This window comes from Bradyrhizobium sp. Ken64 (assembly GCF_055807555.1).
This window is the reverse complement of sequence record NZ_JBVVPA010000031.1, coordinates 16353-29313: the sequence shown is the minus strand read 5'-3', so window position 1 is coordinate 29313 and position 12961 is coordinate 16353. Positions and strand designations below refer to the sequence as shown.

Sequence of the window (12961 nt, the reverse complement as noted above, 5' to 3'; positions counted from 1 at the left end):
CCGTGCTTGCCGGTGATTGCGTCAAGGTCATGCCGCGTGGGCACCGCGTGTGTGGATTTCATTCTCACTGACCCACCATATCTCTGCCACTACCGGTCGCGCACCGGTCAGACCATCGCGATGACTGGCTGGAGCCGGCGTTTGCCGAGATGTACCGATGATTGAAGACGGACTTCTTCTGCAGCCTTCTACAGCTGAACGCATTCTCAGGGCCGGCGACCTGTTGCCTCAGGGAACGCCGCTGCTCGAAGCCAGGCGCCAATTTGCAGTTGGCATCTTGCATGAGCTTGGAGTTGGGACACGCGCGGCTGCTCGGGCTGAGCATCCGGATGATAGCGAGCTACACAAAGTGATTGATCATCTCACAAGGGACGGCGCTCTGACAAAAATGATCGAACGTTTTTCGGATGTGCACGACCCCGTCTCCAGACTGATAGCGCGGCTGAAGGCCCCCACATCCAAAGAGATTGAGACTATGAGCGACTTTCTTGAAAATTTTTTCAAGAAAGTAAGCAAGCCAGCCGAGGCTTTTGTGCGCGACACCGGCTACGGCCCGCCGAGGATAACGCTTTCATTTCTCCGGATCGCCGCTCTGATAGCGCAGCGCAATTACATCAATAAGCCCAAGACGCGCCACTAGGCCAAAGCCAATCTGAACAATCTAGTCGTCTCTTCCCGTGAATTGGCTCAATTCTCTGCGCAGGTCGTGCCGCGCGAGAATCGGGGCTTTGTCTCACGCGCATTAATATTACCACCGACATCGGACAGCCCCGCGAAATAAAACGCAATTTCGCGCCTGAGTGCGACGTTTTCTTGCAACTGTTCTGGCTAGGAAACCAAGAAGCTGAACTAAGTGAATGGCGCACTTACACTGCGCAGCTTGCCCCCGTCCCCGAGAAGGGGGACGACCCGCGCAATTTCCATGCTCATCTGCTGCTGACGCTCAGGCAGGCCACGCCCTTGGGCTTAAGGCGCGTCAAGACGCGGGCATGGAATAGCGAAGCCATGCTCATCAAATGGCGGGAGGCCTGGGCCCGCCGCCAGAACAACGCCCTGCGGGGAAGGGGTCACAATGCGCGCGGTGACCACCGCAGCCTTGCCGCCCAAAAAGTGTCGGCGTTGTCGCGGGGCGACCACGTGCGGGCGGTTGCGCTTGAACGTCCTCCGGAGTTGCACGTCGGCCCCAAAGTCAGAAAGGCCGTGCGCGAACGCCCGCCCCTCAGTAAGGACAAGATCGCCGGGCCGGTTCGGCGCAGGCCCGCCGGCAACAAGGAACGCCGCAAGGTCGTCTACACCGAGCTCGATGAGGGCAGCCGCGCCGACTTCAACGTCAGCCGTATTCAGCAGAACGCTGGGAGGTTTGGCTTCGCCGCGGCGAAGGCGCAACGACACATCACGCGCTTGAAGACGCGGCAGGTCTACTACGCAAGCCGCATCCGCGACTCGGAAGCGATTGGTGCGGCACGAGAGGATCGTGCCTCGGCATGGGAGCGTACCCTGCATGCCCGCAAGCGGGCGGCACAAGTCCAGTGGCTCATCGCGCAGCTCGACCGGTTGTTCTTTGAGTTGCTGAGTTTGCGTGAGAACCAGCTTGTTCGTTTCACGGTCTGGTCGAACCGCCCGCGGTCACTCCGCAAGGGTACCTCTCGCCAGCACGGCAGAAGCCGCCTGGCTTTCAGTGCTTTTGATGATCAAGGATGAACTTCGCAACCGCAGTCGCCGGTCCGATCAGCGGGATGAGCAGGCTGAAGCCAATCGCAAGCGCACTTTTGTAACCCCCTGACGTTGCCAGTTTGCTGTAGATCGCCGACAAACCATTCACGCGCATCAGGTCCGCCTCGCCTAGGTCCTTATATCTGGCAAAGAGGGGCCCGACCTGTTGCTCGACCGACAACTTTGTCGTTCGAAGCGTCCTCGTTACGACCTTGCGAATTGCCTTCTCGCTGTTCAGATAGACAAGAGTCCCGAACGGGATTGAAAACAGGCTCGTGACCGGCACCACGAGCCATACAAAGGCGGAGTGCAGGTGCGCATACCATTGTGGAGATGTGAGTTCCTGGTCCCCAAGGCTCGCAAATGGAATAAGCAGCGTGATGGACAGCAAGATGCCAAACCAAAACACAAGCATCGCCTGACCAAGCGCGGCTACGCCTTGCACCAGTATGGACTGTGCCGGATCGAGAGCGTATATCTCTTCTTCATCCAGCTGCTTCGCGAAGCAGGAGTAGAACCTTCCTACGAAGGTGGTCCGTGCGGCCGTGAGAAACAGCATCAGCCAGCCCAAAGACCACCAGAAGATCTGCAGCGGAAAGAAACCGACATCGCGGTAAATCGCCCATGCAGCGGCACCCGTTCCCAAGAGCGCCCATGCCCAGGAGACGGTGCCGATGCGCCACTCATTGAAGCGCTCTTCGAGTTCGGTATGGACTTGCGTCGCTCCTTTCGGTGAAAGAGTCGGAACGATCTGGTTTCTGACAATTTCAAGCAGTCGGATCGACGTAAGTCGCGCGATGATCGTGGCCCAGGCGAAGTACAAGCTTCCGTAGACTGAGAATAAGAACAGGTGACGCTCGGGCCGAGCTTCAAAGAACTGCAAGCACACGACCGGTATCAGACAGAAAAGGAACGCGTAGCTTAAACCCGCAATAAGACCTTGCGCCAACGGAGAGTCGGGTAGCAGACTTCGATCGGGTCTTCCCGGCAGCGGATTTGCGCCGATGCATCCGTTCAAAAGGCTCTCGACACGCTTTTCGAGATTGCCGCCAACACTCGCGTCAGATCTAGCCATACTGGAAACCCCATCATGAGCGAGGCTTGCCGAGATTAACTTGTCATGGTTTGGTTCGCAACTTCACGTTGCCGCGAGTTAACCGCAGCTGGCCACCGGTCGTAAACGCCCCACCAGAGCCAGTGGCGCCATGAACGGTAGTTGACCTTGGAGGCGAGCACCGGATACCGCACGATGTCGCTGCGATAAAGGACCAGGGAGCGCCTGCCCGGCAGGCGCAGCACCTCGGACGGGTCCAGCAGCCAGCGGCCGGTCTCCGAGAGACCCATGGACTGCTGCTCGCGCACCATGTCCATGTTGGACCGCGAGGTGCCCTGGTTCTTTAAAAATGAAGTCGCCTGGCCGATGATCTCGGAGACGAACCTTGCGGCTTCCAGGTCGGCGACGTTGAGGAAGCCCTTACAGGTCGCGTTCGCCAGGAATGAGCCGGAGCGGCGATAGAGCTCGCGCAGCTGGCTCATGTCCTGGAAGACGAGAAGGGGCGTGCAGTAGGCGCGCAAGTACCCTACTCCACGCTCGAGCGGCTCAAGGCTGCCGAGGGCAGCCGCCTCATCAAGCAGCAGCAGAACCTTTTTCTTGGGCCGCGGCAGGTTCTTACCGCGCGTCAGCGCGTTGATGACGCAGCCCACCATCACGCGCAGGAATCCCGCGTAAGCCGAGAGCTTCTCCTCGTCGAGGACGAGGTAGATGGTGGATACCTCGCTCACCAGCTCGTTGAGCTGGAAGGTGGATGAAGTGCTGATTTCGCCGGCAGGGCTTGCGGAAGACTAGACCCGGGTGGCCCTCTCCGCGTTGGACAGCACGCTGCGGTACTCCTCGCTCCCTTCCATCGCGAGGAAGCTTCCTGCCAATTCGCGGGCCGCCCGCGTACCCTCGCTGGCGATCGCGTGCAGCAGTTCCTTGAGACTTTCCGGGGGAAGTGTTGAGAGCGTGCGCAGTTGAGCCATGGTGCGCAGATGCGGCTCAAGCCGCACCACGTGCAGGATAAGGCAGGTCAGCAGGCCTTCGGCCTTGCTGTCCCAGTGCGACTCCTTGGCGTCGGGGATCACCATCAGTCGCGCCAACGCCTCGGCGTCGTCCTTCTCGTGGAGCCCATCCGTGCGGATCATGTCCAGCGGGTTGAAACGATCGGACGCGTGGGGATTGGTGGTATCGAGAATCCGCACCTTGCCGAATTTCATGCGGCGACGGCGCGTGATGGCGCTGTTCTCGCCCTTGATATCGGTGCAGACGATGAGCCGCGGTAGTCGAGAAGATTTGGGATGACCACCCCAACACCTTTGCCGGCACCCATCGGCGCGAACACCGCAATCATCCCGTCCCTGTTGAAGCGCAAAAAAGAGCGGCCTCTTCGGCCGACAATGGGTCCTTGCCCGCGTCGCACGCCGGACCAGAACAGTTCCCGTCGGTTGGCGAACCGTGCCGAGCCGAGGGCGCGGCCCGGATTAAGGCCGCCCCAGCGCCGGAGCGCGATGGCAATGGATGTGAGCAGGATGAGTATGCGGACGCCAAGCCGGATGGCGAGTGAGGTTATCCGCAGCAGCACCCAAACGACTTGCATCGCCTGTAAGGTGACATGTTCTTGCCAGGAGAACCAAGCCGTTGCAGGCGATGTGCGAGAATAAGCGCGTGCAAGCATCTGTTTCTGCGAAGCTCGGCTACGGCTTTGTCATACGTGAACAAACGAGTGTATGCGGTGCCGCCGCGGCCGCGCGGACATCAAGGGTTGCACGAGCGGAAAAGAGCCCGCCCTTGACGCCGCTTGCCGCGACTGCGGAGGGCTCGCCGTTGCCGACGCTCCGGAATGGGCGTCTGCCCGTCGTTCAACGGGTCATATTCCGCAAGACTGCACCGCCCCATTCTCTTACGACTGGAGGCACATTCCGAAGGCCATTAGGAACGGCTGGCCGCTGGGCTACCTCGGCTTGCGCGCCTTTATGGCCGAGACTTGCAGCCCTGTCGTAGAGCTGGAAGTCCTCACCCGGCCATTTAGCGGCTAACTTGGCGCCTCGAATTGCATCCGCGAGAGAAATCATGGAGTCGGGGTCGTCCATGGCCACGCCCCTACGAAACAGCTGCTCCGCCTCCTGCCATCTTCCTTTCCGCGCGTAATACTGCCCCGCATTGTCATATACATCCGGATAAAGGCGGGTGCGAATATCCGAGTACGTCCAGGACGGCTGCCCATTCTTTGCTTCAGTCGCGGCTACCCGTTGCGCGATTTGACTTTCTGGTAGGCCAAGGGCTGCCAAATCGAGCTTGAATAGCTGCCTGCGTTCTTCAGCCGTCGGCCTCTTGAACTCCTCGACGATGGCCGCGCGCCTCTGCAGAGCGGGATCAAGGATCGAAAGCCTGTTTGTGCAAAGGAAGGTGACGACACGGCCACCAAACCTGCGCAGATCGTCGATACCTTCTATCAGCGTGTTGACGGCAACTTTATCTTCGTGGTGGCTATGGTCCTGAGACCGAGAAGTCGCCAGCGAATCGCCCTCATCGATAATAAGGATGGCACGCCGCCCGCGGCCCGCGGAGTGGGTCACGCGATGGAACGCCTCCGAAAGGTGCGTGCCCATCTCTCCGACCTTGCCGCTACCGCGAACGCGGTTGCTGAGCTTGAACAAGATCGAATGGTCCGCACGAGCCTCTGCAACAATGCGGTTGGCCAGGCATTCGGCGTTGGCCGTTTTTCCTGTGCCGATGTCGCCGTGAAAGATGGCGAGGGGATACTGTTCGGCGACCAGTTCGGACAGCCGCAACTTACCGCCGTGGTGCTTCTTGTTCCAGACGCCGATTTCATCGAGGCTCAAAAGGAGGCGAAGCTGATTGTGAACGCGCTTGTACCGCTCCTCAAATCCGAGCAGCGTCTTCGCCTTGGCGGTTAGCGCAGGGTCCGGAAGCGGAGTTTCGCTGTCGAAGACTTTGGGAGCCGGCTGGTTCATGAGGCAAAGTCCTTTCGCTGCATACCGAATGCGTTGCTGGCATAGTCGCGGTTGCCCGCCGACTTCAGCGTCGCATGGCTGGTGTCGTCGCTTGTTGGACTCCAGTTGATCTTCAGCTTGGAGCTCATCGCGGCGCGCTCGGGGAACGTGTAATCGTCGGTGTGGAACAGAACGATACGCAAGTACGGATTGGCGACCTTGGGCCGCCACATGACCCCGCCGGGGCGGCTCATGGTGAGATCGCCCGAGGCAGTGTTGACGGTGTATTGCACCGCGCACACCTCCTCCGTGAAGTCGCGGGGCAAGGTGATGTCAACCTTTTCAGGACCCCCTTCTTGGCGAGGGCCTCGCATCGTGGGCATACTCGCGCGCCTTGGCTTCGGTGATGGCGCCGGAGCTCTGGGCGATCATGACGAGATCGGCCGTAAACCTCCGCGCCACCGCCTCGACGTCGGCGTTGGTGTAAGAATACGTCTGACTGGCAGTTGCAGAGTGGGTCATGCAGGTTCCTCGATCTTGAAGCGGGGTCCAAAGATTTCCTTCCACAACTCGGTGTCATCCTCTGCCGAAGCAAAGTGCGCGGCTTCGCAGGCGTTCTGCGCGGCTGCCACAATCACCTGCCGCTCGGCCTCGGTGATGCGGCTAGCGACGTTGTTCAGGATCGATAATCACGACAGGGTCGTTGAACGTGCCGAACGGCGGCGTGTTCTCGGCGAACTGGATGCGCTCCGTCAGCCCGGATTGCGCGATGTAGAGAAGGATGCGCCGGAACCGCTGCTCAATCAATCCGGTGTTGCCCTCCGTGTCGAGCAGGTTCGCGACGAGCAGCTCGATGATGAACGATTTGAGCGGTTTCAGCTCGGCGTGATTGCGCCACTTCTTCGTCAAGCGGACCAACGTGCGAAAGTCCTTGTCCTTGTTCTTCCGGTCGCGCACGAACTTGATCCGCAGGGAGCGCAGGTCTGGAGCTTCGAGCCGTCCTGCAAATCGAACTGCCGGCCGTAACCTGCGCGCTGCGAGTCTTCAATGACGGGGAAGATGTCCACGCTCAGGCCCGTGCCGACGAACGAGACCGTGTGGAAATCCCTTACCCCACATGAAAAAACCCGCCGAAGGCGGGATAATCCATTGATTTTATTCAGAAGAAACTTCGTTTCAGGGGAGGATTTTGAACCTATGTGCTCGGGATGAAGCGAAGGGGCTCCCGGGCGCGTCCCAGACGAATCGAAGCGGTTCGTCCTATTTGTACGCCAGAGCGACCCAGCAGCCGCACCTGCGAACTTGATTTCTTTCCTGTTAGAGCAGCGTACGATCTTATCGGCTCGGACCGATCGCGGTTCGGGACTGAGGCATGAGCGGCAAGGACGCAAAGGTTCCGATCGAGGCGTTAGAGCTACCAAATAGTCGGAAGATGCCACACGCCACGAAGCGCCGTCGTAAGAACCGTGGCATGCCGCCGCCCGCGACCTTCGATATCGATACGCTGCCGGGCAGCTCTAATTTAACGGCATTAGAGGCGGCCGCGGTCGTCCGGCGCACGCCCGGTGCACTTGAGCAGTGGCGGCGCGACCCGAGCCACCCGCTGAAATGGCGCTACGTCGATGGCCGACCCCTCTATCGTGTCGATGCGGTGCGGGACTATTTGGCCAAGTGCGATAAGACGACTAGGACGCCTCGGCCGCATAATGCTCACGGAGACGGCCGAGCAGCTCGGCCTTGATCGGGTCAAGCGGATTCGTCCGCTGCAGGCGCACGATCTTCCCGATGCGTTTCGCGCCAACCAGCTCTGCAATGTAGTCGTGAGCCGCCTCGAACGCCATCTTGCGGATGATCCACTGTTCGTCGTGATTGTAGACTTGATCGATTCCGCTTGGCTTCTGCCCAACGCACAACCGCTGGATTTCGTTGTCGTAGCCACAGCGCGACATGATGGTGCGCAAACTGCGCCTTAGGTCATGCATGGTGAACTTGGCAACGCCCGCTTCCTTGACCAGGCGGTTGACCATCTTGGTGAAGCCCGACATCTGCCCACCGGTCTTCGGTGACGGGAAGACATAGTCGGACGTCGCGCGCTGGAAATGTTTCGCGGCCGTGAGCACCTCGTCAACCAGATGAGTGCGCGGCACGTCGTGGTGCAGCCCCATCTTGGTCCACGCCGCATCGAACGTGATCCGGTCGTCCATGATGTGCTTTCGCCACTCGATCATGGTAGGCTCACTGCGCCGCGGGCCGCCGAGCAGGCACATGCGTGCCAGGAAACCGAAAGCCCCGAGCTTGCCGGATGCATCCCAGACCTTGATGATTTCCTCATCGGTCAGCGCGCGGCCCTTTGTTCGGCGCCCGACTCTCTGCGCGCGAGTTTCCTTGGGCGCGCGATAGCCGGCGAGCACGTTGTGCTCGACGTAACCTTCGCCGACACACCATTCGAGGAAGGTATGCACGTGCTTGCGCAAGTCCTTGGCGGCACCGCGCTTGCCAGTCTTGGCAATCTTGTCGACCGCAGCCATGATTTGCCGTCGCGTCAGGTCCCCCACGCCGCTCTCGGCGTGATCCTTGAGCCCGCGCCGCAAGGCCGACATTGCTGGCTTCCAGTTGACGACTTGACGTTCGGTCAAGGACGTCTGGTAGGGACCATCTTCAATGAGGGCCGCGAGCGTGGTGCGCTGCTTATCGGCTGCCTGTTGCCGCCTCGCCTCGCGCTTCGCATCGTTCGGGTCCAAGCCCTTGACGACCTCGCCTGCCGCGATAGTGGCGGCCTTGCGCGCGGCCTTTTCATTATATTTGGGCCACGCGCCGAGGGTCTTGCGCTGGGTCCCCCTCACCCCCGGCTTAGTGAAGAGGTAGACCCAGGTTCGGCCGCCGGTGGCGCGCATGCGCAAGGCAAGGCCGGGCAGCTTGTCGTCGTGGAGATAATGCTGCGCCTTACCCGGCGGCAGCTTTGCGTCGCGGATCACCGCATCGGTGAGTGTCAGCTGGTTGGCCGGCTCCGTCATGATCCATTCCCTCTCTCAGTGCCCTGATGTGCCCCGCAACAAGGGCGGCCAACCTCGAACAGAACCGGGCCTCAGACCTTCCCCTTGCTGTGTGCCCGCGCAGGGAGGATCCACAGACCCAAACAGAACGGGGTCTCAGACCTCCCCCCGTTTTTGTGCCCGAAGGGAAAATCCACGGCGGGCACAACGGGGGCATACAAAATGTTGCAAGGTCAGCTATGGGCGCTTATGGGCAAATAAGGTCATAACCCTCGTCAATCACAGATATTTTTACATCTAACTACGGCCGGATTTGGTTGGCTCGGGTCTACGGATTGTGGTTCAAGGCGATGGCTTCTCGACGAAGATCCTTCACCTCGCCGGAGGTCGCGGCACGGGCCGTGTTGCTTGCCAAGCGGCGCTTGCCGGCCTCGAGGAACTCCTTCGACCAGCCGTAGTACATCGAAGCCGCGATGCCCTCGCGGCGGCACAGCTCGGAGATGTTCTCCTCACCGCACATGCCCTCCAGTACGATGCGGATATTCTCCTCCGCCGAATACTGCCGGCGCGTCTGACGCCGAATGTCCTTCAGCACTTGCTCTGCCGGCGCTTTGCTCGGTCCGGATTTCTGTTTCATCTTCGCTCCTTGCGGCTACGATGAACCAGAAATCCTCCCTCCGTGAAGACCCTCAATTTGTCTCATGGGTGCTGACGGGGGACAGCTGGTAGTAGCTTCGACAACCATCCCCTGCGTGGCCTTATTCGGCATGGACCCTATAACCTGACGCTTGGAATCCCGGCGCGCGTCCGTCTGGCCTTGCTGGCGGGGCTGGGTCGTGGCGATGGGGAGAAGTGCGGCGAAGCTCACCCGCGCAGGAAGTCGGTGACATTCGCACGCGGTGATCGTGCGGTCTCGCCTCCGGCGGCGCTCGCGATTGCTTTTTGAAGAATTAGCGGTGTAAGCAATCAAATCTGAAATGCCGTGAGGGCCTGTGCTTGGCTCCCGAAATTCAGCCAGGTGAAAATACCGGCGACAAGGATCATCGCGACGGTGATGGTCCAGTACTTAATGCTGCTCCAGTACTCGGGAAATCGTGGATTGGTGCGCAAACCGTACCAATGAACGAGCTCTGCCACGGCACCACCGAACAAGCCAACCAGAAAAACGGCCAAAGCGCTAGCCAAGACAACCCCGCCGGTCATATGTCCCTCCCTCCCGATTGCGCATCAATCCTGATCATTCTCGCAGCCGATCGCTTCGCCGATCCCCTCTACATGGGATCACGTGTGCGACTTCAGTTTGCAGTCGAAGGCGCACTCGGCCTTGGCTCTGCGCTCGTAAAACTCGCCTCCTGCGACCGACGGACCGACGTTACAGATGAAGCACTTACGCGCGAGAACCTTGCGCAAGTGTTTGCCGATATCGCCGCCACAAGAGACTCCAAGCAAGACGCCGCCCTCAACCTGTGCTTGATCTTGTCAGGTCACGGTGACGAAGCCAATGGCCAATCATGGTTTTGCACCTTCCAGGCCCGCCCGGGGGCCGTCGACCTCGCAGGTGCAGATCTCGCCGATCTGATCCGGATGACCGGCGCGCGCCGCGTGACGGCCATCCTGGATTTCTGTCACGCCGGCGGGGTCGCGGCAGACCTGCATCGCGCTCTTGAGGCCGATCTCGATGCAGGCGCCGTGCTGGTGATGGCCGGTGCAGCAGCCGCGGAGCTTGCCTACGAGCACCCCGCGCTTGGACGCGGGCTGTTCACGATCGCGCTGCACGAAGCGGTCACCGAGCGTGCATTCTACACGCTCGCTGCCGCACCGTCCGAAGCGGGAGGGCCACGTACGGACCTCGCCAGCCTGTTCGTGTTCGCTCGCGAGCGAACCGAGCAACTGGCGTATCTCTATGCCGGGGGAAAGCGCCAGGCCCCAGAGATTTACGGAGCAGGAAGGGTCGGATTGACATGGACCGCGGACGCAATCGCGCCACCCAAGGCACCGGAGCCGCGCCGGGCGTTTGCGTCTCGGCTGCGCCGAATCGTAGGATGCAGCGCGACCCTCGCGCTGCTGACCGGCGGCCTGCTATTTTTGCTGCAATATCATCTGACCGTCGGCCCCGAAGGGTGGGTCGAGATGCGGGCCGGGCCGCCCTGGATGGCCTCGCTCGTGCCGCAAGGGATCAACGTCGGCGTGCAATTCCCGCTCGCGGTGACGGATCGCCACCCCCTCCCCCCGCTGGGACGAACGGCGCATCGCGCAACGCGCCGAGTTGCTCGCCGGTCAGATCGGTGGACTTGCGACGCACACGATCGAGGGAAGAGAGAACTGGGAGTTCAAGCTGTGGCCGGAGCTGTCGCGGGAAGCGCAGCGCAGAGTAGATTTCGCGCTTGCGCGCGACGGGCTGGGCTCGGTATGCGCCGCGAACGAGCCGCGTCGCGACCGTGCACGTGACTATCAGTTCGCGGTCGAGGCCGCACTCATCGATCGCAAGCGCGCCTGCGCGCCCGTCTTCTTCCTTGAGCAGGGGCCAGAGGTCGAGGCGCTCTATACGGTGACGAATCCAGCCACCCATCTCGACTTTGGTTTGAGCGAGCTCTCCGATCAGGCAATCCGTATATATCTCGTCGGCCTCGCGTTCGCTTATCGCGAGCTCACTGACCCGGATCTGCGGCGACGTGCGCTAGAGGCGGCTATACTTTTGGTCTCGATCCGCGCCGAGAAAGGTGTGGTGCGCGAGGCGGACTGGCTCGCGTATATGCGCTTTCTCGAGGATGTGGCGAAGGGCCCGCGCCTCGACGTCGCGGCAGATACCGCGACGTTTCCGCGGCTGAACGCCTGCGCGCGGAGTTGGTGTGAGCTTGCCGAAAAGCTCGCGGCCTTTTTTGCCGCCGGGGCCGATGCCGCGGGCGTCGGCAACGGCCCGGGAATGCTGACGTGGCTGATCGCGCGCGTAACCGATCGACGTGATGCCGAGGGCGACGGTGCGCGCAGCTGGGCGCTCCCGGCCCTGTTGTTGCTCGCGCGCCACGGCGATCTCGGCCAGGCCGAGTTCGATTGGATCATCCGCTTTTTCCGATTCATCGCTATAGGGGAGCCGATCTGGATCGATCCGATCTGGCTGCCACGCTTTGCCCGCGTGCTCAAGTTTCGATCATCGTGGAAGGGTGGGCTCGAACGCTGCGCGTTTCACATTGCTGGTAGTCACGTTGCCTGCTCAGACCTGGATGCGGACATGGCCGCCAATATCCTGAGCGCGCAGGGGGGCTTTCTCGAGCCGTCGGAGCAATCGATGCTGCTGAAACGGCTCGATGAGCGCATGCAGCAGGACCGCATCGCGCTCTACGGCTCGCAGATCAGGGACTTTGGATGCTGGAGTAAGCTGCCGGACCGCTGGGTCAAGGCGTTGGAGAGCAGTCTTGACTACCAGCTGCGCATTATGCCGGCGCGCGCGACCGATCCGCTGACCGGAGTGAGCGTGATCGAGGTCACGGATATCGCGGCCGCGCATGCACTAGCGGCGTCGATTTTGGGCCGCGCGGATGAGAAGACTAGATCGACGGTTGTGCTTGCGCGCTATGCGGCAAACCATTGGTCGTACGAAGGGCTGCAGCCGCTGTTCCGCGCGCTCGCGGTCGCATTGGCGGCCCAGGATGCATTCACGGTGGATCGTCTGCTCGCATCGCAACAGAACGATGCGTTGGTACGCAGCGCTGTGTTGGAAGCGCTGACCCTTCGGGCGAGCGAGGGGCTGCTGCACGATCCTGTTTTTTCAAGCGCGCCATCCTATCTGCGGCTGGACGCTATGCTGGTCGCGAAGCATCTGATTGCCCAATACACATTCGAGCTCGACAAATTATGTGAAGGACCGACGCGCTGAAGCGCGTCAGTGGCCCCCGTAATCCCCGGCTCGGCTGCGCCGGCGAAGTTACCAAATACTGGCACACCCTTACGATCGCAATCGATGCGAGAAAGACGCCGGGGGGAAGTCCATGGCAGAACCAACGTTGGTCGGGCTGATCGGATACATCGATCGGGATCGAAAGACCAAAGAGCAGACCCACATCATCACGATGGCGGGTCGCAGACTTTCCATTCCAAACGCGTCGCTTACATCGCAACATCCAATCGAGCCAGGCGCTGGCGGCACGGTGCGCTTCTTTCTCGCAAACGACGCCATCGTTTTGGCGGAGATGCTCGCCAAGGACTTGCCCGAGGGCGAGACGCACGGGTCATCCGATACGGCGCACGCGGCGGCTTGAGCTGCG

The 12961-nt window shown here is 60.9% G+C and carries 10 protein-coding genes and 2 pseudogenes; 4 read left to right on the top strand and 8 right to left on the bottom strand.

Annotation, left to right across the window (positions count from 1 at the left end; all coding sequences use genetic code 11):
* Positions 1-157: 157 nt before the first annotated feature.
* Entirely contained in the window at positions 158-640 is a 483-nt protein-coding gene (locus AC0L2F_RS32070; protein ID WP_473251123.1) for a hypothetical protein, read from the top strand.
* A gap of 173 nt (positions 641-813) precedes the next feature.
* Entirely contained in the window at positions 814-1701 is an 888-nt protein-coding gene (locus AC0L2F_RS32065) for a MobA/MobL family protein (RefSeq protein WP_473251122.1), read from the top strand.
* On the opposite strand, the gene AC0L2F_RS32060 is transcribed toward AC0L2F_RS32065, so the two are convergent.
* The 8 genes and pseudogenes from AC0L2F_RS32060 to AC0L2F_RS32025 form a co-directional block, all read right to left on the bottom strand.
* A complete protein-coding gene (locus AC0L2F_RS32060) occupies positions 1676-2788 on the bottom strand; it encodes a hypothetical protein (RefSeq protein ID WP_473251121.1) in 1113 nt (370 codons plus the stop codon). The two genes, AC0L2F_RS32065 and AC0L2F_RS32060, sit on opposite strands and share 26 nt — an antisense overlap.
* Before the next feature lie 35 nt (positions 2789-2823).
* Positions 2824-4103, bottom strand: a pseudogene (locus AC0L2F_RS32055) (type IV secretory system conjugative DNA transfer family protein).
* Between the two features lie 508 nt (positions 4104-4611).
* Entirely contained in the window at positions 4612-5727 is a 1116-nt protein-coding gene (locus AC0L2F_RS32050; RefSeq protein WP_473251120.1) for an AAA family ATPase, read from the bottom strand.
* On the bottom strand, positions 5724-5999 hold the full coding sequence (locus AC0L2F_RS32045) for an HORMA-1 domain-containing protein (RefSeq protein ID WP_438744122.1): 276 nt from the start codon (positions 5997-5999) through the stop codon (positions 5724-5726). The genes AC0L2F_RS32050 and AC0L2F_RS32045 overlap by 4 nt, the downstream gene beginning before the upstream one ends.
* A 49-nt stretch (positions 6000-6048) precedes the next feature.
* Positions 6049-6228, bottom strand: coding sequence for an HORMA-1 domain-containing protein (locus AC0L2F_RS32040; protein WP_268738918.1), 180 nt, complete (start codon positions 6226-6228; stop codon positions 6049-6051).
* A gap of 141 nt (positions 6229-6369) precedes the next feature.
* A complete protein-coding gene (locus AC0L2F_RS32035) occupies positions 6370-6663 on the bottom strand; it encodes a hypothetical protein (protein WP_473251119.1) in 294 nt (97 codons plus the stop codon).
* Positions 6664-7391: 728 nt separating this feature from the next.
* Positions 7392-8720: a tyrosine-type recombinase/integrase gene (locus AC0L2F_RS32030; protein ID WP_473251118.1), complete on the bottom strand. Its 1329-nt coding sequence runs from the start codon at positions 8718-8720 to the stop codon at positions 7392-7394.
* A gap of 322 nt (positions 8721-9042) precedes the next feature.
* Positions 9043-9336 (bottom strand): annotated as a pseudogene (locus AC0L2F_RS32025) (transposase); the annotation flags it as partial.
* 359 nt (positions 9337-9695) lie between these two features.
* Here AC0L2F_RS32025 and AC0L2F_RS32020 point away from each other — a divergent pair.
* Together AC0L2F_RS32020 and AC0L2F_RS32015 are read left to right on the top strand one after the other, a co-directional pair.
* Positions 9696-11147, top strand: a complete 1452-nt coding sequence (locus AC0L2F_RS32020) for a caspase family protein (RefSeq protein WP_473251117.1) — start codon at positions 9696-9698, stop codon at positions 11145-11147.
* Positions 11148-12685: 1538 nt separating this feature from the next.
* Positions 12686-12955, top strand: a complete 270-nt coding sequence (locus AC0L2F_RS32015; protein ID WP_473251116.1) for a hypothetical protein — start codon at positions 12686-12688, stop codon at positions 12953-12955.
* The last annotated feature ends 6 nt before the right edge of the window (positions 12956-12961 follow it).

Coding starts and splice junctions, on each gene's coding strand:
- AC0L2F_RS32070 (WP_473251123.1), top strand. CDS start 158: ATGATTGAAGACGGACTTCTTCTGCAGCCTTCTACAGCTGAACGCATT.
- AC0L2F_RS32040 (WP_268738918.1), bottom strand. CDS start 6,228: ATGACCCACTCTGCAACTGCCAGTCAGACGTATTCTTACACCAACGCC.
- AC0L2F_RS32060 (WP_473251121.1), bottom strand. CDS start 2,788: ATGGCTAGATCTGACGCGAGTGTTGGCGGCAATCTCGAAAAGCGTGTC.
- AC0L2F_RS32030 (WP_473251118.1), bottom strand. CDS start 8,720: ATGACGGAGCCGGCCAACCAGCTGACACTCACCGATGCGGTGATCCGC.
- AC0L2F_RS32050 (WP_473251120.1), bottom strand. CDS start 5,727: ATGAACCAGCCGGCTCCCAAAGTCTTCGACAGCGAAACTCCGCTTCCG.
- AC0L2F_RS32015 (WP_473251116.1), top strand. CDS start 12,686: ATGGCAGAACCAACGTTGGTCGGGCTGATCGGATACATCGATCGGGAT.